The organism is Pantoea sp. X-Soil-ISGK-259 (assembly GCF_059730705.1).
Genome location: NZ_AP035986.1, coordinates 2,121,316 through 2,143,758 on the forward strand (window position 1 = coordinate 2,121,316; position 22,443 = coordinate 2,143,758).

The following is a 22,443-nucleotide window of genomic DNA, read 5'->3' on the forward strand; positions in this document are numbered from 1 at the left end:
GTAAATGGCCGCAGGCCGACAGGACAGACTATGGATTTAAATAATCGCCTTACCGAAGATGAAACGCTGGAACAAGCCTACGATATCTTTCTTGAACTGGCTGTCGACAATCTTGATCCGGCAGACGTCATTCTCTTCAATCTGCAGTTCGAAGAGCGCGGTGGCGCAGAGCTGTTTGATCCGTCTGAAGACTGGAAAGATCATGTCGATTTCGATCTGAACCCTGACTTTTTCGCCGAGGTGGTGATTGGGTTGGGTGAAGCGGACGGTGAACCGATTACCGACGTCTTTGCTCGCGTGTTGTTGTGTCGCGAAAAAGATCACAAGCTCTGTCATATCCTGTGGCGTGAATAAGCGTCAAAGCAGATAAGAAAACGCCGGGCAAGTGCCCGGCGTTTTGCATTATAGCGGGTCGACTTTCAGACAGGATACCGCATGGTGGAAACTGCCTTCCAGAAGCGGACGGGTTTTCGCACATTCCGGACCGGCAATCGGACAACGGGTGCGGAATACGCAGCCGGATGGCGGATTAATCGGCGACGGCAGCTCCCCTTCCAGCAGCTGAATCTCCTTGTTCTTCTCTTTATCCGGATCGGGAATCGGTACAGCAGACATCAGCGCACGGGTGTATGGATGCTGCGGATTGGTGTAGACCTCTTTGTAAGTCCCCAGCTCCACCGCATGCCCCAGATACATCACCAGCACCCGGTCAGAGATGTGTTTCACCACCGCCAGATCGTGCGCAATGAAAATCAGCGACAAGCCCATTTCCCGCTGCAACTGCTGCAGCAGGTTCACCACCTGCGCCTGAATCGAGACATCCAGTGCAGACACCGGCTCGTCACAGATAATCAGCTTCGGCTCCAGAATCAGCGCACGTGCGATACCGATACGCTGACACTGCCCACCCGAGAACTCATGCGGGTAGCGGTTAATCAGGTTTGGCAGAAGCCCGACTTTCATCATCATATTTTTGACACGGTCTTTGACTTCCTGACGCGCCATTTTTGGATGATAAGTACGAAGCGGCTCTGCGATGATATCGCCGATGGTCATGCGCGGGTTCAGGGACGCCAGGGGATCCTGGAATATCATCTGGATATCGCTGCGGGCTTTGCGCCACTCCTCTTCGCTCTGACCCAGCAGATCGCGGCCTAACCAGGCGACACGACCTTCGGTGGCCTTAACCAGGCCGATAATGGCGCGCGCCAGCGTCGATTTACCGCAACCCGACTCGCCCACCACGCCCAGGGTTTCACCTTCATACAGACGCAGGCTGACACCATCCACCGCTTTCAGGGTTTTTGATGGCTGCCAGAACCACTGTTTGCCATCTTTAATGTCGAAATGCACCTTGAGATCGGCGATTTCCAGTAATACTCTTTTTTCAGCTACGGTGCTCATACTAACTCCTCCACCGGCTTAAAGCAGGCACGCAGACGGCCATTGCCAAACGGTTCCAGCGGCGGTGCCTGGGTGCAGATATCCATTGCGTGCGGACAACGCGGCTGGAACGGGCAGCCCTGCGGCAGACGCAGCAGGTTCGGTGGATTGCCCGGAATGGTGGCCAGGGTTTCGCCTTCAATCGCATCCAGACGTGGCACCGCATTAAGCAGGCCAATTGAGTAAGGATGGGCTGGCTGGTAGAAGACATCACGGGCGCTGCCATACTCCATAGTGCGTCCGGCATACATCACCAGCACTTTGTCGCAGATGCCTGCCACCACGCCGAGATCATGGGTGATCATGATAATGGCGGTGTTGAACTCGCGTTTCAGGTCGTTGAGCAGCGTCATAATCTGCGCCTGCACCGTCACATCCAGCGCGGTAGTTGGCTCATCGGCAATCAGCAATTTTGGGCGGCACAGCAGCGCCATGGCGATCATCACACGCTGACGCATTCCGCCGGAGAATTCATGCGGATACATTTTCATGCGTTTGCGTGCTTCCGGCATTTTCACCGCATCCAGCATCCTTACGGACTCTTCGAATGCCTGGGCGCTGTTCATCCCTTTGTGCAGCTTAAGCACTTCCATCAGCTGCTCGCCTACCCGCATATAGGGGTTCAGTGAGGTCATCGGATCCTGGAAGATCATCGCAATCTGTTCGGCGCGGAGTTTATTGAGCTGGTTCTCAGGCAGATTCAGGATCTCTTTACCGTTGAACATTGCTGATCCGCCAATGCGGCCATTTTTTGCCAGCAGCCCCATCAGGGCAAAGGCGGTTTGTGACTTGCCAGAACCAGACTCGCCAACAATGCCCAGCGTTTCACCGGCGCGCAGCGAGAAGTTCAGGTCGTTGACGGCGGTAACATCCCCATCGTGCGTGCCAAAGGTCACGCGTAAATCTTTGACCGTAAGTAGCTGTTCGCTTCCCGCGCGGGCCGCCATCGCTGGCTGGAATTCATGAATAGTCATCGGGAAACTCCTTAACGATCTTTCGGGTCGAGGGCATCACGCAGGCCATCGCCAATAAAGTTGAAACAGAACAGCGTGACCACCAGGAAGCCCGCCGGATAGAGCAACAGCCACGGCGACACCTCCATTGAGTTAGCCCCGTCGCTCAGCAGCGCGCCCCAGCTACTCAGCGGCTCCTGTGTCCCCAGACCCAGGAAGCTCAGGAAGGATTCAAACAGGATCATGCTCGGTACCAGCAGCGAGGCGTAAACCACCACCACGCCCAGTACGTTTGGCACGATGTGACGTACCACGATTTTCCAGGTTGATACCCCACCGACATGCGCCGCTTCGATGAACTCTTTGCGCTTCAGGCTCAGCGTCTGGCCGCGCACAATACGCGCCATATCCAGCCATGAAACCATGCCGATAGCGGCAAAAATCAGCAGGATATTACGACCAAAGAAGGTCACCAGCAGGATCACGAAGAACATAAACGGGAAGGAGTTGAGAATTTCCAGAATACGCATCATCACCGAGTCGGTTTTGCCGCCCAGGTAACCGGCTATTGAGCCATACAGCGTGCCGACGATCACCGCAATCAGCGCAGACGCTACGCCCACCATCAGTGAGATACGACCACCGATGGCCACACGGACCAGTATGTCACGTCCCGATGAATCGGTGCCAAACCAGTGACCAGATGTCGTATCGGGCGGTGAGGACATCATGGACCAGTCGGTATCGTCGTAGGTGAAATGCGCCAGCATCGGCGCAAAAATCACGAACAGCGTGATTACTAACAACACCAGCAGACTGATTAAGGCTGCCCGGTTATGGATAAAACGACGACGCGCGTCCTGCCAGAGACTGCGCCCTTCTACTTCCAGCTTTTCACTGAACGCATCAAGAGCTTCGCTGTTTTTCTTACTTAACATCATGGCGAACTCCGCAATCAGTAACGAATTTTGGGATCGATAACGGCATAGAGCACGTCAACAATCGCGTTAAACAGAATGGTCAGCAAACCGACCAGGATGGTCAGGCTCATCACCAGAGAGTAGTCACGGTTCAGCGCGCCGTTCACAAACAGCTGACCGATACCCGGCAGACCGTAGATCGACTCAATCACCATCGAACCGGTGATGATGCCGACAAACGCCGGTCCCATGTAGGAAATCACGGGCAGCAATGCGGGCTTGAGCGCATGACGCAGCACAATGCGGCGCAGCGGCAAGCCTTTGGCGCGCGCGGTGCGGATAAAATTGGAGTGCATCACTTCAATCATTGAACCACGAGTGATACGCGCAATACTGGCGATATACGCCAGCGACAGCGCCACCATCGGCAACAGCATGTAGTTCCACTGACCACCGTTCCAGCCACCGCCGGGCAGCCATTTCAGGGTGATGGCGAAGAGCAGAACCAGCAGCGGCGCGACCACGAAACTCGGTATCACCACGCCGGTCATTGCCACCCCCATCACCACGAAGTCCCATATACTGTTCTGTTTAAGCGCGGCGATCACACCCGCCGTGACGCCCAGTATCACCGCCAGCAGGAACGCGGCCAGGCCGAGTTTGGCTGAGACCGGGAACGCGTGCGCGACCAGATAGTTGACCGAATAATCTTTGTATTTAAACGAAGGGCCGAAATCGCCGTGCGCCAGCTGCAGCAGGTAATCAACATACTGCTTACCGATGGGATCGTTGAGGTGATATTTCGCCTCAATATTGGCCATCACTTCCGGGGCCAGGGTGCGCTCGCCGGTAAACGGGCTGCCGGGTGCCAGTCGCATCATAAAGAAGGAGATGGTGATCAGGACGAACAGCGTCGGAAGCGCTTCAAGCAAGCGACGCAGGATGAATTTTAACATTGCCGTACCTACCAGGCTGTTGCATCACAACATATAAATAAGTAAAAAAGGCGGCGCCAGACGCGCCGCCACTGCTGATAGCCTGAATGCTATTAGTGTTTGATAATGTAGAAGTCTTTATCCAGGGTTTTATCCAGTGGATCTTTACCGGTATAACCGCCGACATAAGGCTTCACCAGACGCGTATTTACGTAGTAGTAAACCGGTACGATGGTGCTGTCTTTATCCAGGATCTGCTCCGCTTTCTGATAATCCACTGCGCGGGCTTTCGCATCCGGTGCCTTAATCGCGTCACGGATCACTTTGTCAAACGCCTCGCTCTTATAGTGCGAGGTGTTACTGCTGCTGTTAGACAGCATGGTGTTCAGGAATGAAGTGGGTTCGTTATAGTCTGCACACCAGGCCGCACGCGATACATCGAAGTTACCCTGATGACGGGTATCCAGGAAGGTTTTCCACTCCTGGTTTTCCAGCTTGATGTTCACACCGATGTTTTTCTTCCAGATCGACGAGGCGGCAATCGCCAGCTTCTTATGCAGATCGGAGGTGTTATACAGCAGGTTAAAGGTCAGCGGTTTGTCGGCGGTATAGCCGGCTTCAGCCAGCAGCTTTTTCGCTTCGGCATTACGTTTGTCCTGTGACCATTTGAACCAGTCTGGCGGCAGGATATCCATGCCGTCGGTTGATGGCGGCGTGTAGCTGTAGGCCGGCTTCTGGCCCTGCGCCAGCACTTTGTTAACCATAATGTCACGATCCAGACCCAGCTTCAGGGCGGCGCGAACGCGTGGATCGGTGAATGGCGCTTTCTGGTTGTTGATTTCGTAGTAATAGGTGCAGAGATAAGGATCGACGTGCAGCTCTTTGCCGTTGTCACGCTGCAGTTTCTTAAACAGCTCAATCGGCAGATTGTTGTAAGTCATGTCGCTGCCGTTCTCGGAGAAGTAACGGTTAACGTCGCTGACTTCGGAACTGATTGGCAGGAAGGTGACTTTGTTCAGCACGGTGTGTTCGTTGTCCCAGTAATTCGGGTTACGCACCAGGGTGATACGCTCGTTGATCACGTGCGCGTCGAGTTTAAAGGCACCGTTGCCGACCCAGTTCTGTGGCTGAGTCCACTGATCGCCAAACTTCTCAATCGCCGGTTTATAAACCGGTGACATTACGGAGTTGATCAGCAGTTTATCAAAATAGGGAACCGGCTCACTCAGCGTGACTTCCAGCGTGTGATCGTCCAGGGCTTTCACGCCCAGATCGGTAATCGGTTTTTTACCGGCAATGATGTCATCGACGTTCAGGATATGACCATATTGCGGATAACTGGCGTACGGTGAAGCGGTTTTAGGATCGACCAGACGCTCCCAGCTGTAAACGAAGTCCTGCGCGGTCACCGGCTCGCCGTTGGACCATTTAGCATTTTTACGCAGGTGGAACGTCCACACTTTGAAGTCTTTATTTTCGTAACTTTCCGCTACAGCCGGAATCGGTTTACCGTTGCTGTCATTGACCAGCAGACCTTCGTAAAGATCGCGCGCCACGTTGTCTTCCGGCACGCCTTCGATTTTGTGCGGATCGAGCGACTGCACTTCATCGCCATTGCCGCGAATCAGCTCCTGTTTAGCGGCCAGCTCAACGCCTGCGGGCACATTTGCTGCGAAAGCCGCATTCCCTGCCAAAGCACTCACTGCGGCGAAAACACCCGCTGCTATCAGGCTTTTTTTCGTGATGTTGTTCATTATTACACTCCAGTTTTATTATCGTCACCGTGGCGATGCGCTGCCCCGGCGTCCCCCGTCTCCGGGCTCCCTGGCCTGTTACCAGGGAGATTGACCCCAAAATGGTCTGTACGTTGATGCGTTCCCGACTGTCTCGCCGTACGGGCGATCAGATCAGTGTTGTTTGATGAAATAGTACTTCAGGTCTGTCATGTCCTGCGGGTCTTTGCCCGTAAAGCCGCCAACCCAGGGCTTTACCAGGCGCACACTTACGCGGTAGTAAACTGGCACAATTGGTGAGTCTTTGTCGAGTTGTGTTTCAGCCTGCTGATACAGGTCGGCACGCTGCGCCTCACTGCCCGCCGTCAGCGTTTCCTTCATCAGACGATCGAAGGTCGCGCTGCTGTAAAACGCGGTGTTGATCGAGGCGTTGCTGATTAGCATATTCAGGAAGGTTGAGGGTTCGTTGTAATCGGCACACCAGGTAGCACGGACCACGTCATATTGCGCCTGATGGCGGGTCTCCAGCATGGTTTTCCATTCCTGATTCTGCAGTGTCACTTTCGCGCCAAGGTTTTTCTGCCACATCGAGGCAGCTGCAATCGCCTGCCGTTTGTTCTGATCTGAGGTGTTATAGAGCAGCGTAAAGGTCAGCGGATGGGCAGCATCGAAGCCTGCCTCGGCCAGCAGCTTCTTCGCGGCGTCATTACGCTGCGCCTGCGTCCAGGTGAACCAGGCAGGCGGCGTGAGTTTGATACCGGCGGTGAAAGGCGGTGTCAGGCTATAGGCGGGAATTTGTCCCTGGGCCATGATCTTATTGGCAATCACTTCGCGATCGAGGGTCATTTTCAGCGCGGCACGAACCCGTGCATCGGTGAACGGCGCCTTTTTATTGTTAATTTCGTAGTAGAACGTACAGAGCAATGGACTGACTTTCACTTCGTCGCCCAGCTCTTTGCGTAGTTTGCCAAACATCTCCGGCGGCACCGCACTGTTGGTCATATCCGTGCCGCCGCTGCGGTAGCGATTGATATCACTGTTTTCAGAGGCGATAGGCAGAAATGTCCCCTGCTCAATGACCGTATGGGCATTGTCCCAGTATTGTGGATTGCGTTTCAGGACGATTTTTTCATTGACGATCCAGTCGTCCAGCGTATAAGCGCCGTTACCAATGTAATGACCCGGACGCGTCCAGGCTTCACCCCACTGCTTAATGGCCGGTTCATAAACCGGCTTCATCGCGGTATGCGCCAGCATCGCGACCAGGTAAGGCACTGGTTCACTCAGGGTAATCTGCAGACGATGGGCATCCAGCGCTTTCACACCCAGTTGATCAGGTGACGCTTTACCGGCAAGGATGGCATCGATATTGGCAAAATGGGCTGCCTGCGGATAGCTTGAATAAGGCGACGCCGTTTTCGGGTCCACCAGGCGACGCCAGCTGTAGACGAAATCATTCGCGGTCACCGGCTCACCATTGCTCCACTTTGCATCATCCCGCAGATTAAAAATCCAGACGGTAGGTTGCGGATTCTCCCAGCTTTTGGCGACGCCTGGCACGACCTGACCGCTGTTGTCAGTATTGACCAGTCCGTCCAGCAGATTTTGAATAATATTGGACTCCGGCACGCCTTCAGTTTTATGCGGATCCAGTGAAGAGACTTCGCTTCCGTTATTAATCACCATCTGCTGTTGCGCAGCCAGTGCCGTTCCCGGCGGAACGGTGGCGGCATAGGCCGGTGAAAACGCCAGTAACAGAACACCTGCGAGTGAGGACCGCTTTTGCTGCAAGTTCTTTATCCCAATCATCCGAAACGCCAACCTTATTTAAGTATCCCGATAGGCTTAAGCAAAAAGCGTTCTCACTTTGGGCTTTCAGAGAAAAAATTCACGTTAAGCCAAAAATTATCAGAAGGCGTTAAGGGGCGCCAAAGCAAAATAACGAAAATGTTAACTAATTCTCTTTTATCATGAGATGTCACGAAGCGGAAGTGTTAATTTTCGTTCTGAAAATTTCATATCAATATGAAAAATAGGCGTTTTAGCCGGAAAGCTCTTTGCGAAGCAGGATCAGGTGACAAATTGTGCCTGTTTTGGCATTCATACTGATAAATCCGGCTTCAGCATGATGAAATTCAGGCTTACCGTAATATTGTGGCGGATTATGAGGCAGAGTTAAAAGTGCAGAGGAGAATATCGTGTGAAAATAGTGACATTATTTCCCACGAAAAAGTCTGTGAGCAAACACGCAGTAATGAAATTTATAATCGTGCCTCTATTTTAAGTATCGCGAATAATTGCATCGTAATAGTGCAATGAAAGGCCATTTCGCACCATTACGGATCATTACTTCATTTCATTGCCTGAAATAAGTGAGGGTTTAATTCAGCAGACCGGGAAAAATAGACTTCATACCGGTTACAACAAATTCAATGCCCAGTGCCATCAGTAACAAACCCATGATACGGGTAATGACGTTGATGCCGGTCTGGCCGAGAATACGCACCATTAATGGTGCAGCCCTGAACAGTAACCAGCAACAGAAGGCAAAGATAGCGATTGCCAGGGTAAACCCCATCAGGTTCAGCCAGCTGTGATAACGGGTACTCCAGACGATTGTCGAGCTGATAGCACCTGGCCCCGCCATCAGTGGCAGCGCCAGAGGCACAACGCCCACGCTTTCACGGATCGCCGTTTCTGACTTTTCCTGCTTGTTCTGCTTATCCTCACCCAGCTTGCCGCTGATCATCGACATCGCAATGGTGACGACCAGAATCCCACCCGCAATGCGGAAAGAGTCAATCGAAATACCGAACACATGCAGAATCGCATCGCCCAGAAAAAGTGACGTCCAGAGAATGATGGCCACCGCAAGATTAGCGGTAAGGTTAGTTTTATTACGCTCAGCCACGCCCTGATATCGGGTCATGCTGATGAACACCGGAATAATGCCCACTGGATTGACCAGCGCAAAGAGCCCGACAAAAAATTTTATATAGCCTGATAAATCTAACAGCGCAGGGTTCACGACTTTAACTCCGTACCACAGGGGGGAAACGCGCCTAATGTATGTGAAAACAGACCCGTACACCAGATGCTGAGCCAGCTATTTATATAGATGAATGAACGCTCCTTTAGCGCTTTACACCAGAGATTAAAAAGTGACTGGATTTAGACGCTACCAGGCTGACTGCCAGCATGTGAAAGTCCATTTGAGCTGATAAAGGATCAGCGCCGTGCTGAAAGGTGTCAGCCTGCGGTTAAATTGATCTGCATCAAAATTGACCTACCCCAAACCAGGTAATATTTTCACAACGGAAGTATTAGCGGCATCAATGAAAACGTCTTCACAGACAACGCAAGACTTATTCAGTAAGCAGTTGAAAATCCTGTCATTACATCCTGATATAGCGCATTTTTTGAGCATAGCTATACTCAGGGCGCAGGATTGTTTACTAAAAAAGTTTAACTTCCTTCAGGAGAACACCATGGCCGTAACCAATGTCGCTGAACTCAATGCACTGGTTGAACGTGTAAAAAAAGCCCAGCGTGAATATGCCAATTTTTCTCAGGAACAGGTCGACGCCATATTTCGTGCCGCCGCCCTCGCTGCCGCAGATGCCCGCATCCCCCTTGCTAAGATGGCTGTTGCCGAATCCGGTATGGGCATCGTCGAAGACAAAGTCATTAAAAACCATTTTGCTTCAGAATATATCTACAACGCCTATAAAGATGAAAAGACCTGCGGTGTGTTAGCCACCGACGATACTTTCGGCACCATCACCATCGCCGAGCCGATTGGCCTGATTTGCGGTATCGTCCCGACCACCAATCCAACCTCAACCGCCATCTTCAAAGCGCTAATCAGCCTCAAAACCCGCAACGGTATCATTTTCTCGCCACATCCACGTGCCAGAGACGCAACGAATAAAGCGGCAGATATCGTCCTGCAGGCCGCGATTGCCGCCGGTGCGCCTAAAGACATTATCGGCTGGATCGACGCCCCGTCTGTTGAGCTGTCAAACCAGCTGATGCATCACCCCGATATCAACCTGATTCTCGCCACTGGTGGACCGGGAATGGTGAAAGCGGCTTACAGCTCCGGCAAACCGGCAATTGGTGTGGGTGCCGGTAATACGCCGGTGGTGATTGATGAAACCGCCGATGTGAAACGTGCCGTTGCGTCAATTCTGATGTCTAAAACGTTTGATAACGGCGTGATCTGCGCCTCAGAACAATCGGTAATCGTGGTTGATTCGGTCTATGACGCAGTGCGTGAACGTTTTGCCAGCCATGGTGGTTACATGCTGCAGGGCGCCGATCTGAGTGCAGTTCAGAATATCATCCTTAAAAACGGCGGCCTCAATGCGGCCATCGTGGGTCAACCGGCATTTAAAATTGCGGAGATGGCCGGGCTAACCGTACCAGCAGACACGAAAATTTTGATTGGTGAAGTGAAACTCGTGGATGAATCTGAACCTTTTGCCCATGAAAAACTCTCCCCAACGCTGGCGATGTATCGGGCGAAAGATTTCCAGGATGCGGTTAATAAAGCGGAGAAACTGGTCGCGATGGGCGGTATCGGTCACACCTCCTGCCTTTATACCGACCAGGACAACCAGACTGAGCGCGTGCACTACTTCGGCGACAAAATGAAAACTGCGCGTATTCTGATCAACACGCCGGCTTCACAGGGCGGTATCGGTGACCTCTACAACTTTAAACTGGCCCCCTCTCTGACGCTGGGTTGTGGTTCATGGGGCGGTAACTCTATTTCAGAAAACGTCGGTCCAAAACACCTGATTAATACCAAAACTGTCGCCAAGCGAGCTGAGAATATGTTGTGGCATAAACTTCCTAAATCCATCTACTTCCGTCGGGGTTCACTGCCTATTGCGCTGGAAGAAGTGGCAACGGATGGCGCGAAACGTGCCTTTATTGTCACTGACCGTTTCCTGTTCAACAACGGCTATGCCGACCAGGTCACCCGCGTGCTGAAATCACACGGCATCGAAACCGAAGTCTTCTTCGAAGTTGAAGCTGACCCGACGCTGAGCATCGTGCGTAAAGGTGCCGAGCAGATGAACAGCTTCAAGCCTGATGTCATCATCGCACTGGGTGGTGGTTCCCCGATGGATGCCGCGAAAATCATGTGGGTGATGTACGAACATCCGGAAACCCACTTCGAAGAGCTGGCGTTACGTTTCATGGATATCCGTAAACGTATCTACAAATTCCCGAAAATGGGCGTAAAAGCACGGATGGTGGCCATCACCACGACCTCCGGGACCGGTTCAGAAGTCACACCGTTCGCCGTGGTGACCGATGACGCGACAGGTCAGAAATATCCACTCGCTGACTATGCATTGACCCCGGATATGGCGATTGTCGATGCTAACCTGGTGATGGATATGCCGCGTTCACTCTGCGCCTTTGGTGGTCTGGATGCAGTGACCCACGCGCTGGAAGCCTACGTTTCTGTGCTGGCAAATGAGTACTCTGATGGGCAGGCACTGCAGGCACTGAAACTGTTAAAAGAGAATCTGCCAGCCAGTTATGCTGAAGGCGCGAAAAATCCGGTTGCGCGTGAACGTGTCCACAACGCTGCTACTATCGCCGGCATTGCGTTCGCCAACGCCTTCCTTGGGGTCTGTCACTCAATGGCGCACAAACTGGGTTCAGAATTCCATATCCCTCACGGCCTGGCTAATGCGCTGTTAATCTCGAACGTTATTCGCTACAACGCCAATGACAACCCGACTAAACAGACCGCTTTCAGCCAGTATGATCGTCCGCAGGCCCGTCGTCGCTACGCTGAAATTGCGGACCATTTAGGTTTGAGCGCGCTGGGCGACCGCACTGCTCAAAAAATCGAGAAGTTACTGGCATGGCTGGATGAGATTAAAACTGAACTGGGTATCCCGACCTCCATCCGTGAAGCGGGTGTGCAGGAAGCGGACTTCCTGGCAAAAGTCGACAAACTGGCCGATGATGCCTTTGATGACCAGTGTACCGGTGCTAACCCACGTTATCCGCTGATTGCTGAGCTGAAACAGATTATGCTCGACACTTTCTACGGTCGTGAATTTGTTGAACCGTTCTCAAGCGTCGCTCAGGCGGTTGCTGAGCAGCCGGTTAAAGGAATCAAGGCTGATAAGAAGGCGAAAAAGGTCTGATAATGACCCGCTGACACTGTGATAAGAAAACCCGCCACGGCGGGTTTTTTATTACCTGAAAAGAGGGTTACGGCAGCGGAGTCTGTGCACCATGAATCGCCTGTAACGAGCCCTGCTCTATCGCCTGTTTATAGTGCTTACGACAGACGGAGATATAACTTTCGTTACCGCCAATCACGACCTGCTCACCTTCACTGAACGGTTTACCTTCACTATCCAGTCGCAGCACCATGCTGGCCTTGCGGCCGCAGTGACAGATAGTTTTAAGCTCAACCAGCTTATCAGCCCATGCCAGCAGATACTGACTGCCCACAAACAGTTCACCCCGGAAATCAGTTCGCAAGCCATAACAGAGCACAGGGATGTCCAGATCGTCCACGACATCAGAGAGCGCTTTGACCTGTTCCCGGGTCAGGAACTGACTCTCATCAACTAACACGCAGTGAATAGGCTGCACAGCATGTTCAGCAGCAATTTCACTGTAAAGTGCAGTCTCTGCATTGTAGAGCACAGCGGGAGACGAAAGTCCGATGCGGGAACTCACCTGCCCGGCACCAAAGCGATTATCGATCTCAGCGGTGTAGACCAGTGAACGCATGCCGCGCTCCTGATAGTTATAGGAAGATTGCAGCAGTGCAGTTGATTTCCCTGCATTCATGGCAGAGTAATAGAAATAGAGTTGGGCCATAGGAACGTATCTTCATCGGGACTGAACAGAATGGCGCGCATATTAACACAAAGCGCAGGGAATACGTTGACGCCGATGGAGGAATAGAGCGTAATGCCCGCCCGCTTACCGTTAAACAGGCAGTTTATGACGACCGTCAGGTGCGTCAGGAAAGAGAATAAGTTTTGCTTATTTTAACTGCAATGCAAGCAATGACATTTTTGTTACTGCCTTAAATACATTAAATTTATTTCATATCACACTAAGCGAAAATATTTTTCATTCGGCATAATTATGAATTATTCCCCCTCAGGTTATTTTAATTTCCAGCGTTATTAGCCGTGATCATTTTTTTTATGATTGAAGTTATTTAACGTCACCACTACTATTAGCGGGCAACACAACTTTCCCCTTATTCAGAGACCAGGACAATGAGCGAAGCACTAAAAGTTCTTAATAATATCCGTACGCTGCGCGCCCAGGCCAGAGAGTATTCCGTAGAAACACTGGAAGAGATGCTGGAAAAACTGGACGTGGTGGTAAAAGAACGCCGCGAAGAAGAGTCGCATTTTCAGGCAGAAAATGAAGAACGCACGCGTAAACTTAATCAGTATCGTGAAATGTTGCTGGCCGATGGAATCGACCCGAATGAACTGATTAACGCCCAGGCCGCGACTCCCCGAACTGCGGCAAAAGCTAAACGCTCAGTGCGCCCGGCTAAATATGCTTATACCGATGAAAAAGGTGAGTCCAGAACATGGACCGGTCAGGGACGTACACCTGCGGTGATCAAAATAGCACTGGAAGAACAGGGTAAAACGCTGGACGATTTTTTACTGAAACAGTAAACAGTGCCGCGACATTAGTATCAGCCTGATGCGCAAAAAAAAGGAAGCAGACGCTTCCTTTTTTCTTTAAATCAGACGCTGTAAAAATCCCGATACCAGTCAACGAATTTTTTAACGCCCTCTTCAACACCGGTCTGCGGTTTAAAACCAATGGCCTCAAACAACGCGCTTGTATCCGCACTGGTTTCCAGTACATCACCGGGTTGCATCGGCATCAGATTTTTATTCGCAGTAATACCCAGTGCTTTCTCAATCGCTTCGATATAGCTCATCAACGTAACAGGCTGACTATTACCAATGTTATAAACACGATATGGGGCTGAACTGGTTGCGGGTGAACCGGTTTCAACGGTCCAGTGATCATCCTTCTGAGGTATAACATCCTGCAGACGAACAATCGCTTCAGCAATATCGTCAATATAGGTAAAGTCGCGTTTCATCTGGCCCTGGTTATAAACATCTATCGCTTCACCGGCAATCATTGCGCGCGTGAATTTGAATAATGCCATATCCGGGCGGCCCCACGGCCCATAGACGGTAAAGAAGCGCAATCCGGTTGTCGGCAACTGATAAAGATGCGAGTAAGTATGCGACATGAGCTCATTGGCTTTTTTGGTCGCCGCATATAATGATACCGGATGATCAACGCTGTCTTCCGTTGAGAACGGCATCTTGCGGTTCAGACCATAAACTGAACTGGATGAAGCATAGAGCAGATGTTCAATTTTATGATGACGGCAGCCTTCAAGGATATTGAGGTGACCGATCAGATTAGCGTCTGCGTAAGCATGAGGGTTTTCGATGGAATACCTGACACCAGCCTGAGCGCCAAGGTGAATAACGCGCTGGAACCTGTTCTGGCCGAACAGTGATGCCATTGCATCACGGTCCGCCAGGTCCATCTCAATAAAGGTAAAACCTGGGTTGGCTTTAATTAAATTGAGACGGGCATGCTTGAGATTTACGTCATAATAATCATTCAGGTTGTCGATACCGACAACCTGGTGACCGGCGGCCAGCAGACGCTGACTAACATGAAAACCAATAAAGCCTGCGGCGCCGGTGACCAGAAAGTTCATAAATCCCTCGTTAATTATGCAGTTTGAATAGACGCGCCGCGGCCGATTGCATAATAAACGAAACCGCGTTTGCTGATACGCTCTGGATCATACAGGTTACGACCATCAAAAATCACGGCTTCTTTCAGCGCATTTTTGATAATGTCGAAGTCAGGCGCACGGAAGTTTTGCCACTCCGTACAGATGACCAGACCGTCTGCACCCTGCAGGGCTGCTTCTTTGGTCCCCATCAGCTTCAGATCGCTGCGGTGACCATAGATACGCTGCGCTTCGTCCATTGCTTCAGGGTCAAACGCCTGAACAGAAGCGCCCGCTTCCCACAGCGTTTCCATCAGCACACGGCTTGAGGCTTCACGCATGTCGTCCGTATTAGGCTTGAATGACAGACCCCAGAGTGCAAACGTTTTACCTTTCAGATCGTCGCCAAAATGACGCTTAATGAAGGTAGGCAGTTTATTTTTCTGGTTGTCATTCACATCTTCCACGGCCTGTAACAGACGTGGCTGATAGCCAATAGACTCCGCGGTACGGATCAACGCCTGCACATCTTTCGGGAAGCAGGAGCCGCCGTAGCCACAGCCAGGGTAGATAAAGTGGTAGCCAATGCGGGGATCTGAACCGATGCCCTGGCGTACTTTTTCAATATCCGCACCTAAACGTTCAGCCAGGTTAGACATCTCGTTCATAAAGCTGATTTTGGTTGCCAGCATGCAGTTAGCGGCATACTTAGTCAGCTCTGCGCTGCGGATATCCATCATGATCATGCGATCGTGGTTACGGTTAAACGGCTCATAAAGCTCACGTAACAGCTCTACCACGTCGTCGTTGTCAGTACCGACAACGATACGCTCCGGACGCATGCAGTCATTAACTGCAGCACCCTCTTTCAGGAATTCAGGGTTTGAAACCACATCAAATGTGATGTTGGCATCACGCGCTTTCAGCGCTTCCGTCATTACCGCACGAACTTTGTCTGCTGTGCCAACCGGAACGGTTGATTTGTCGATAACCACTTTGTGATCGTTCATATGCTGCGCAATGGTGCGCGCTACGGCGGTCACATATTTCAGATCGGCAGAGCCGTCTTCATCCGGTGGAGTACCGACTGCAATAAACTGCATAACACCATGGTTTACGCCCAGCTCAGCATCAGTGCTGAACTTCAGACGACCCGCTTCGTAATTGGACATTACCAGCGGCGTTAAACCTGGTTCGAAAATAGGAATGATGCCTTTTTTCAGATTTTCGACTTTGTTTTCGTCGACATCAATGCAGAGAACGTCATGTCCGACTTCGGCTAACACCGCAGCCTGAACCAGACCGACATAGCCGATACCAAATACAGTGACTTTCATCGAGTTATCCTGTGTTTATGAATTACTTTTTGTTGCCAACTGCGCCATCGAGCCATTCAGAAAAATCTTTGCCCAATACCGGATGACGAACACCGTACTCAACGAAAGCCTGCATGTAGCCCAGCTTATTACCGCAATCATGGCTCACGCCTTTCAGGTGGTAAGCTTCGACAGTCTCTTTTTCCATCAGCATGGCAATGGAGTCAGTGAGCTGAACTTCACCGCCTGCACCTGGAGGGGTTTTCGCCAGCAGTGGCCAGATCTCTGAAGAGAGAACATAACGACCGACTACAGCCAGGTTAGAAGGTGATTCTGACGCTTTAGGCTTCTCAACCACACCGACCATCGGCGCGCTGTCGCCTGGGTTCAGTTCTGCGCCCTGGCAATCAACAACACCATAAGCGGTCACATCGGCAACCGGCTCAACCATGATCTGGCTGCGGCCAGACTCTTCATAACGGCTCAGCATTTCTGCCAGGTTATCTTTGGTTGGGTTGGATTCGTATTCGTCGATGATGACGTCTGGCAGGATAACGGCAAATGGCTCATCACCGATCAGTGGGTGTGCACACATCACTGCGTGACCCAGACCTTTGGCAATGCCCTGACGAACCTGCATGATGGTAACGTGTGGCGGGCAGATTGACTGGATTTCGTCCAGCAGCTGACGCTTAACACGTTTTTCCAGCATGGATTCCAGTTCGAAGCTGGTATCAAAGTGGTTTTCGATGGCATTTTTTGATGAATGCGTTACCAGCACAATTTCATTGATGCCAGCAGCGATACACTCGTTAACGACATACTGGATTAACGGCTTATCAACCAGCGGTAACATCTCTTTTGGAATCGCTTTGGTAGCCGGGAGCATACGCGTGCCCAAACCCGCTACCGGGATTACCGCTTTTTTTACTTTGGTATTATTGGCAGACATTAAGATACCTCTCTCATAGGCCGTTCAAGTTAATACTTGATATGTCGGTTTAAATTCGGAAATGAGTATATCAGCTAGTATCGAACGGATTTATCCTGGAAGGCATGAAACCGTCGAAATTAAGACTATTACCCAACTGTAAAGCTAAACTCTGGCCCTGTCCTCAGCACCAGAATCTTTCGTTTTTTAGCCCTTATTCTTCGGTCGACAGCATCAGCCGGATGCGCCCGCCCGCGCCCCACACATGGCATTGCCAGTTATCAGCACGCTGACTGATTTGGTTCAGATGGGTGCTACCCATAGTGCCAAGAGGGACGCCATTGCTGAGCTGAATCTGATGGGTATGAACATGAAGTGTGGCGTTTAATCCGGCGGAAACCAGGATCAAGTTTTTTAAACCGCGGTGATAGTAACCAACCAGCAACGGGAACTGACCGCTGAGATTTGCCTGACGGAGTAACAGATTAACCTGTCTGAGCAATCCATTAAGCTCTGGCAGGCGCTGTTTTTGTCCGGTCAGCTGCTCCTGTAACAGACCATTGAACAGAGCCCGCAACAGCAACGCCGCCAGCACGCCATTGTCACCGGCGCGCGTGACGTCCAGACAGTAAAATGCCAGATCTTTATCGGAGAGCGCCGCGATATCAAGCACCAGTCCGGGCTGCTCAGCCATTGTCAGCTGGCGGTAGTTAACCCGACAGTTGGCAATCGTCTGTTGTACCGGAGGCTGGAGTTGCTTAAGCAGCTTGGCAGCCGCTTTGGGATCGCGAACCAGCGCATCCCAGTCCTGGAACAGTTGCTCATCCTCTTCCACTTTCGAGGTGAACATAGAGGGATAGAGACACTCATAGACCGCTTCACGGAAGCGTTCAAAGTTTTTCAGCGGTTTCAGCAGCACATCCTGCACCCCAAGACGCAGTACGTGAGCGATATCAGACATGTTTTCAGTGGCCGAAATGATTAAAATCGGCACCACATTGCCACGGGTGCGAATATGCTCAACAAACTGGATGCCGCTCATGCGAGGCATTTCCAGATCGCAGATAATCAGGTCGACAGTATGCTGTTGTAGTTGTGTAATTGCTTCCAGACCGTCTTCCGCTTGTAACGTCACAGCACCCATCGATAACAAAAATTGGTCCAGCAACGAACGGAAAACAGCCTCATCTTCGACAATGAGTATCTTTTTGCCGAGTAGTGGTTTTTCCATTCTTTCCCCCTGCGTACCAGATATTTCAATAGTGGTTCATAAAACGCAGTTGCGCCTTTCAGAATTGCCCGAAGTCACCGCTTTGAATGAACAACTTCATTATCTGCCACGGACCAGTGGTAATAGTTCATCCATTTTCTTCTCTACGGCCGCCCTGCCTGCCTCGATAGCCTCTTCAGCACGATGAAAGTCCAGCGTCGAAATTTGCGGACAGACCGGCTGTATTAAAACGTCGGGTGGATCGCCTGCCATACGGTTCATCTTCAGGCGATTCTCCAGCACCTGGATTGAAGTGGACATAATCTCCATCGCGCCAGGCGACTGAGATGCACGGCGCTGGGTGAAATTCACCAGGCGCTGTCGCAGTTTCCCACCCCAACTCAATGCCGCTGCTGCGGCTTCTTCTTCGCTGTTCTGAGGCGTAACGGAAAAGAGATCCTGTTGCATTAAATGCGCGTCATGCTGTAAATCAACGGCAATAACAATGTCTGCGCCCAGGGCACGCGTCAGTGAGACTGGCACCGGATTGACCACGGCACCATCTACCAGCCAATACCCATTGTAGCCCACTGGTGGTAATAAACCTGGCATACTACAGGATGCACGCACGGCCTGATGTAAATCGCCCTCAGTGAGCCAGAGTTCACGACCGGTACTTAGGTTGGTCGCCACCACGCCAAAAGGTTTATGGCACTGCTCAATCGCATCGTTAGGGATAAGCTGACGAACATGGTTGAAAACCCGCTCGCCGCGTAAAAGTCCGCCACGCTGCCACGAGACATCCATCAGACGAATAACATCCCAGTAGCGGAATGCACTGACCCATTTCTGCATCAACGGCAAACGATTATTCACATAGGCAGACCCAACCAGTGCGCCGACTGAGCAACCTGCAACAACGTCAATCTCAATGCCAGCGCGCTCCAGGGCGTTGATCACACCAATGTGTGCCCATCCTTTGGCCGCTCCAGACCCCAGAGCCAATCCAATTTTTACTTTTCTCATTTGTATCTGGTCCTGCCGTCAATACGTAGCGTCACAACGTGGGGTCAGCTAACATAGCGCGCCTGTGAAATCGACTCATCATTCTCTGGAGATAATGTGTCAGAAACCTGCCCATGTTGTAGCGGAGAGCAGTATAGCGTATGTTGCGAGCCCTTTCTGCAGGGCAACCAAATTCCTTTTACAGCTGAACAACTTATGCGATCCCGTTATTGCGCTTATGTTCAGCATAATGCGGAGTATCTGGTTGCGACCTGGCATCCTGATAAACGCCATCCCGGCCTGTCAGGGCTTTTATCTGAAAGTTTCCCGGGTACCGTTTGGCTTAGCCTGAATGTAACCCGTTGTAATCATGGAAGCCATGAGAACGAAGCTTTCGTCACCTTTTTTGCGCGATACCGCGAGAACGACAACATTCATGCCATTCATGAGTGTTCACGCTTTCTTCGCGAGGATCAACGCTGGTACTATGTTGACGGTACAGCACCGCCCATGGGGCGTAACGATCCCTGCCCATGTGGCAGTGGCAAAAAATACAAAAAATGTTGTGGTTAAGCTGATGGCTGCCCCAGCGGTTTACTCCTAATGCTTTGACAGGACTCTGATTGAGATGCAAGCGCAAACCATGCAAAGAAAAGTTTTACGAACCATTTGTCCCGATGCAAAAGGTCTGATCGCCAAAATCACCAATATTTGTTACAAGCACGAACTCAATATCGTGCAGAACAATGAGTTTGTTGATCATCGCACCGGGCGTTTTTTCATGCGCACCGAGCTGGAAGGGATTTTCAACGACAACACCCTGCTCGCCGATCTCGACAGCGCTCTGCCACAGGGTTCTGTGCGTGAACTGCACAGCGCCGGTCGTCGTCGCGTAGTGATTCTGGTCACCAAAGAAGCGCACTGCCTGGGCGACCTGTTAATGAAGAGCGCCTTTGGCGGCCTGGATATGGAGATCGCGGCAGTAGTCGGTAATCACGACACGCTGCGTTCACTGGTTGAGCGTTTCGATATTCCCTTTGTACTGGTGAGTCATGAGGGTCTGACGCGGGAAGAGCACGATAACCGCATGGTGGAAGAGATTGATCGCTATCAGCCCGACTACGTGGTGCTGGCAAAATATATGCGTGTCCTGACGCCTGCTTTTGTGCAGCGTTATCCGAACCAGATCATCAATATTCACCACTCGTTCCTGCCCGCCTTTATCGGTGCCCGCCCTTATCACCAGGCTTATGAGCGCGGCGTGAAGATCATCGGTGCCACCGCGCACTATGTGAATGACAATCTCGATGAAGGCCCCATCATCATGCAGGATGTGATCAACGTCGATCACAGCTACACCGCTGATGAGATGATGCGCGCCGGTCGCGACGTAGAAAAGAATGTTCTGAGCAACGCACTCTACAAAGTTCTGGGGCAGCGCGTCTTCGTTTATGGCAATCGCACGATTATTCTTTAATCAGCCAGCGTGCTGAATTGTCTGCAGATTCAGCGCTACGCGTAAAAAGTGGGCAAACAGATGTTGTTTTGCCAGTGGGCGCTTTACACCTTTATCGCATTTGGTATGATGCGCCCCGCTTTAAGAGAGAAAGATTCAGGCCATGGTGGGATTCCCGAGCGGCCAAAGGGAGCAGACTGTAAATCTGCCGTCACAGACTTCGAAGGTTCGAATCCTTCTCCCACCACCATCTGAATCTGAAACATCTTAAGCCACGTCAATATATCCCTGGTGGGATTCCCGAGCGGCCAAAGGGAGCAGACTGTAAATCTGCCGTCACAGACTTCGAAGGTTCGAATCCTTCTCCCACCACCATTCTGCAAATCGCATATGAATCCCAAAAAACTACCCAAGCTTCCTGTTCTGCGGGGAGAGGGATGAGAACCTTCGATTAAGGTTCGTGTCGAGCATCGCGAGACAACGCGCTTCAGCGCGGCCCGCAGGGTGAGGCGCAACGCGCCGAATAATCCTTCTCCCACCACCATTCTGCATATCCCACACGAATCCCAAAAAACTACCCAAGCTTCCTGTTCTGCGGGGAGAGGGATGAGAACCTTCGATCAAGGTTCGTGTCGAGCATCTCGTGACAACGCGCTTCAGCGCGGCCCGCAGGGTGAGGCGCAACGCGCCGAATAATCCTTCTCCCACCACCATTCTGCAAATCGCACACGAATCCCAAAAAACTACCCAAGCTTCCTGTTCTGCGGGGAGAGGGATGAGAACATTCGATTAAGGTTCGTGTGCAGCATCGCGCTTCTGCGCTACCCGATAATTCCTTACCCGCTTTCGACCAATCTTCCCCTGTTCTGCCATGACTTTATGCATAAAAATCGTTACCATCTCCGGCTATCACTTGCTGAACAATGGTCGATCTCATGAAATTTGTTTCATTTAACATCAATGGGTTGCGCGCCCGCCCGCACCAGCTTCAGGCGCTTGTCGAACAGCATCAGCCCGATGTGATCGGTCTGCAGGAAACCAAAGTTCATGATGACATGTTCCCGCTGGAAGAGGTGTCAAAGCTCGGTTATCACGTCTTCTATCATGGACAGAAAGGCCATTATGGCGTGGCATTGCTCACCAAAGCTCAGCCCGTGTCGGTCAGTCGGGGATTTCCGGATGATGACGAAGAATCCCAGCGCCGTCTGATCGTCGCGGAAATCCCCAGCCCGATTGGCGATATCACCGTGATTAATGGCTATTTTCCACAGGGAGAAAGTCGTGACCATCCTACAAAATTTCCGGCTAAAGAGAAATTCTACCGCGATCTGCAACGTCTGCTGACCGACGATCTGCCTGCTGATAAGCCGGTTCTGATTATGGGTGACATGAATATCAGCAGCACCGATTTGGATATTGGTATTGGTGAGGATAACCGTAAGCGCTGGCTGCGCACCGGCAAATGCTCATTCCTGCCGGAAGAGCGCGAATGGATGGATCGCCTGCTGAGCTGGGGACTGGTTGATACCTGGCGTGAGCACAATCCGGAAGTTGCGGACCGTTTCTCATGGTTCGATTACCGTTCGAAAGGGTTTGATGATAATCGCGGGTTACGTATTGATCTGGTGCTGGCAAGTAAAAACCTGGCGTCACACTGCGTCGAGACCGGCATTGATTATGCTATCCGGAGCATGGAGAAACCTTCTGACCATGCACCCATCTGGTCAACCTTCCGCTTTTAACTGACGGTCGC

At 51.5% G+C, this 22,443-nt stretch carries 19 protein-coding genes, 2 tRNA genes and 2 other RNA genes; 10 read left to right on the top strand and 13 right to left on the bottom strand.

What is annotated here, in order from left to right:
• Window positions 1-30 precede the first annotated feature (30 nt).
• Window positions 31-354 carry an HI1450 family dsDNA-mimic protein gene (locus AC6I77_RS09915; RefSeq protein WP_003853921.1) on the top strand — a complete coding sequence of 108 codons (324 nt, stop codon included), beginning with the start codon at window positions 31-33 and terminating at the stop codon, window positions 352-354.
• A 48-nt stretch (window positions 355-402) separates the two neighbouring features.
• Here AC6I77_RS09915 and oppF read toward each other — a convergent pair whose 3' ends face one another.
• The 7 genes from oppF to AC6I77_RS09950 form a co-directional block, all read right to left on the bottom strand.
• A complete protein-coding gene (oppF, locus tag AC6I77_RS09920) occupies window positions 403-1,404 on the bottom strand; it encodes a murein tripeptide/oligopeptide ABC transporter ATP binding protein OppF (protein WP_003853922.1) in 1,002 nt (333 codons plus the stop codon).
• Complete coding sequence (locus AC6I77_RS09925; protein ID WP_003853924.1) at window positions 1,401-2,417, bottom strand: ABC transporter ATP-binding protein; 1,017 nt, start codon at window positions 2,415-2,417, stop codon at window positions 1,401-1,403. Before AC6I77_RS09925 ends, oppF begins: the two co-directional genes overlap by 4 nt.
• An 11-nt stretch (window positions 2,418-2,428) precedes the next feature.
• Window positions 2,429-3,337: an oligopeptide ABC transporter permease OppC gene (gene oppC, locus AC6I77_RS09930; protein ID WP_003853926.1), complete on the bottom strand. Its 909-nt coding sequence runs from the start codon at window positions 3,335-3,337 to the stop codon at window positions 2,429-2,431.
• Between the two features lie 14 nt (window positions 3,338-3,351).
• Window positions 3,352-4,272, bottom strand: a complete 921-nt coding sequence (gene oppB, locus AC6I77_RS09935; RefSeq protein ID WP_003853929.1) for an oligopeptide ABC transporter permease OppB — start codon at window positions 4,270-4,272, stop codon at window positions 3,352-3,354.
• A 92-nt stretch (window positions 4,273-4,364) separates the two neighbouring features.
• Window positions 4,365-6,005, bottom strand: a complete 1,641-nt coding sequence (oppA, locus tag AC6I77_RS09940) for an oligopeptide ABC transporter substrate-binding protein OppA (RefSeq protein WP_008925291.1) — start codon at window positions 6,003-6,005, stop codon at window positions 4,365-4,367.
• A 153-nt stretch (window positions 6,006-6,158) separates the two neighbouring features.
• Window positions 6,159-7,793: an ABC transporter substrate-binding protein gene (locus AC6I77_RS09945; protein WP_140033351.1), complete on the bottom strand. Its 1,635-nt coding sequence runs from the start codon at window positions 7,791-7,793 to the stop codon at window positions 6,159-6,161.
• A gap of 571 nt (window positions 7,794-8,364) precedes the next feature.
• Window positions 8,365-9,012, bottom strand: a complete 648-nt coding sequence (locus AC6I77_RS09950; RefSeq protein WP_003853931.1) for a YchE family NAAT transporter — start codon at window positions 9,010-9,012, stop codon at window positions 8,365-8,367.
• A 460-nt stretch (window positions 9,013-9,472) separates the two neighbouring features.
• On the opposite strand from AC6I77_RS09950, the gene adhE reads away from it, so the two are divergent.
• The gene (gene adhE / locus AC6I77_RS09955; protein ID WP_497816853.1) at window positions 9,473-12,160 is read left to right on the top strand and encodes a bifunctional acetaldehyde-CoA/alcohol dehydrogenase; all 2,688 of its coding nucleotides are present in this window, start codon (window positions 9,473-9,475) and stop codon (window positions 12,158-12,160) included.
• A 67-nt stretch (window positions 12,161-12,227) separates the two neighbouring features.
• Here adhE and tdk read toward each other — a convergent pair whose 3' ends face one another.
• Window positions 12,228-12,848, bottom strand: coding sequence for a thymidine kinase (gene tdk, locus AC6I77_RS09960; RefSeq protein WP_003852240.1), 621 nt, complete (start codon window positions 12,846-12,848; stop codon window positions 12,228-12,230).
• Between the two features lie 410 nt (window positions 12,849-13,258).
• On the opposite strand from tdk, the gene hns reads away from it, so the two are divergent.
• On the top strand, window positions 13,259-13,675 hold the full coding sequence (gene hns / locus AC6I77_RS09965; RefSeq protein WP_003852241.1) for a histone-like nucleoid-structuring protein H-NS: 417 nt from the start codon (window positions 13,259-13,261) through the stop codon (window positions 13,673-13,675).
• Between the two features lie 71 nt (window positions 13,676-13,746).
• Here hns and AC6I77_RS09970 read toward each other — a convergent pair whose 3' ends face one another.
• From AC6I77_RS09970 to rssA, 5 genes are all read right to left on the bottom strand, one after another.
• The gene (locus tag AC6I77_RS09970) at window positions 13,747-14,754 is read right to left on the bottom strand and encodes an NAD-dependent epimerase (protein ID WP_003852243.1); all 1,008 of its coding nucleotides are present in this window, start codon (window positions 14,752-14,754) and stop codon (window positions 13,747-13,749) included.
• Between the two features lie 14 nt (window positions 14,755-14,768).
• Window positions 14,769-16,109 (bottom strand): UDP-glucose dehydrogenase family protein, encoded by a 1,341-nt coding sequence (locus tag AC6I77_RS09975; protein WP_003852248.1) that lies wholly within the window; start codon window positions 16,107-16,109, stop codon window positions 14,769-14,771.
• Between the two features lie 22 nt (window positions 16,110-16,131).
• Window positions 16,132-17,040, bottom strand: coding sequence for a UTP--glucose-1-phosphate uridylyltransferase GalU (gene galU / locus AC6I77_RS09980; RefSeq protein ID WP_008925296.1), 909 nt, complete (start codon window positions 17,038-17,040; stop codon window positions 16,132-16,134).
• 193 nt (window positions 17,041-17,233) lie between these two features.
• Window positions 17,234-18,250, bottom strand: a complete 1,017-nt coding sequence (gene rssB, locus AC6I77_RS09985) for a two-component system response regulator RssB (RefSeq protein ID WP_003852251.1) — start codon at window positions 18,248-18,250, stop codon at window positions 17,234-17,236.
• Window positions 18,251-18,349: 99 nt separating this feature from the next.
• Complete coding sequence (rssA, locus tag AC6I77_RS09990; protein WP_003852252.1) at window positions 18,350-19,255, bottom strand: patatin-like phospholipase RssA; 906 nt, start codon at window positions 19,253-19,255, stop codon at window positions 18,350-18,352.
• A gap of 96 nt (window positions 19,256-19,351) precedes the next feature.
• On the opposite strand from rssA, the gene AC6I77_RS09995 reads away from it, so the two are divergent.
• The 7 genes from AC6I77_RS09995 to xthA all read left to right on the top strand — a co-directional run bounded on the left by AC6I77_RS09995 (window position 19,352) and on the right by xthA (window position 22,432).
• Window positions 19,352-19,807: a YchJ family protein gene (locus AC6I77_RS09995; RefSeq protein WP_008925297.1), complete on the top strand. Its 456-nt coding sequence runs from the start codon at window positions 19,352-19,354 to the stop codon at window positions 19,805-19,807.
• Between the two features lie 55 nt (window positions 19,808-19,862).
• Complete coding sequence (gene purU, locus AC6I77_RS10000) at window positions 19,863-20,711, top strand: formyltetrahydrofolate deformylase (RefSeq protein ID WP_003852258.1); 849 nt, start codon at window positions 19,863-19,865, stop codon at window positions 20,709-20,711.
• Window positions 20,712-20,855: 144 nt separating this feature from the next.
• A tRNA-Tyr gene (locus AC6I77_RS10005) sits at window positions 20,856-20,940 on the top strand.
• Window positions 20,941-20,980: 40 nt separating this feature from the next.
• Window positions 20,981-21,065, top strand: a tRNA-Tyr gene (locus AC6I77_RS10010).
• Between the two features lie 41 nt (window positions 21,066-21,106).
• A non-coding RNA gene (locus tag AC6I77_RS10015) (RtT sRNA) lies at window positions 21,107-21,234 on the top strand.
• 41 nt (window positions 21,235-21,275) lie between these two features.
• Window positions 21,276-21,403: non-coding RNA, RtT sRNA (locus tag AC6I77_RS10020), on the top strand.
• Between the two features lie 222 nt (window positions 21,404-21,625).
• Entirely contained in the window at window positions 21,626-22,432 is an 807-nt protein-coding gene (xthA, locus tag AC6I77_RS10025) for an exodeoxyribonuclease III (RefSeq protein ID WP_033762790.1), read from the top strand.
• Window positions 22,433-22,443: the final 11 nt, after the last annotated feature.

What these genes read in the sequence shown, in the direction of transcription:
- AC6I77_RS09970 (WP_003852243.1), bottom strand. Translation starts at nt 14,754, where the DNA reads ATGAACTTTCTGGTCACCGGCGCCGCAGGCTTTATTGGTTTTCATGTT.
- AC6I77_RS09925 (WP_003853924.1), bottom strand. Translation starts at nt 2,417, where the DNA reads ATGACTATTCATGAATTCCAGCCAGCGATGGCGGCCCGCGCGGGAAGC.
- rssB (WP_003852251.1), bottom strand. Translation starts at nt 18,250, where the DNA reads ATGGAAAAACCACTACTCGGCAAAAAGATACTCATTGTCGAAGATGAG.
- oppF (WP_003853922.1), bottom strand. Translation starts at nt 1,404, where the DNA reads ATGAGCACCGTAGCTGAAAAAAGAGTATTACTGGAAATCGCCGATCTC.
- galU (WP_008925296.1), bottom strand. Translation starts at nt 17,040, where the DNA reads ATGTCTGCCAATAATACCAAAGTAAAAAAAGCGGTAATCCCGGTAGCG.
- purU (WP_003852258.1), top strand. Translation starts at nt 19,863, where the DNA reads ATGCAAGCGCAAACCATGCAAAGAAAAGTTTTACGAACCATTTGTCCC.
- oppC (WP_003853926.1), bottom strand. Translation starts at nt 3,337, where the DNA reads ATGATGTTAAGTAAGAAAAACAGCGAAGCTCTTGATGCGTTCAGTGAA.
- adhE (WP_497816853.1), top strand. Translation starts at nt 9,473, where the DNA reads ATGGCCGTAACCAATGTCGCTGAACTCAATGCACTGGTTGAACGTGTA.
- AC6I77_RS09975 (WP_003852248.1), bottom strand. Translation starts at nt 16,109, where the DNA reads ATGAAAGTCACTGTATTTGGTATCGGCTATGTCGGTCTGGTTCAGGCT.
- oppB (WP_003853929.1), bottom strand. Translation starts at nt 4,272, where the DNA reads ATGTTAAAATTCATCCTGCGTCGCTTGCTTGAAGCGCTTCCGACGCTG.
- AC6I77_RS09945 (WP_140033351.1), bottom strand. Translation starts at nt 7,793, where the DNA reads ATGATTGGGATAAAGAACTTGCAGCAAAAGCGGTCCTCACTCGCAGGT.
- rssA (WP_003852252.1), bottom strand. Translation starts at nt 19,255, where the DNA reads ATGAGAAAAGTAAAAATTGGATTGGCTCTGGGGTCTGGAGCGGCCAAA.
- hns (WP_003852241.1), top strand. Translation starts at nt 13,259, where the DNA reads ATGAGCGAAGCACTAAAAGTTCTTAATAATATCCGTACGCTGCGCGCC.
- tdk (WP_003852240.1), bottom strand. Translation starts at nt 12,848, where the DNA reads ATGGCCCAACTCTATTTCTATTACTCTGCCATGAATGCAGGGAAATCA.
- oppA (WP_008925291.1), bottom strand. Translation starts at nt 6,005, where the DNA reads ATGAACAACATCACGAAAAAAAGCCTGATAGCAGCGGGTGTTTTCGCC.
- AC6I77_RS09915 (WP_003853921.1), top strand. Translation starts at nt 31, where the DNA reads ATGGATTTAAATAATCGCCTTACCGAAGATGAAACGCTGGAACAAGCC.
- xthA (WP_033762790.1), top strand. Translation starts at nt 21,626, where the DNA reads ATGAAATTTGTTTCATTTAACATCAATGGGTTGCGCGCCCGCCCGCAC.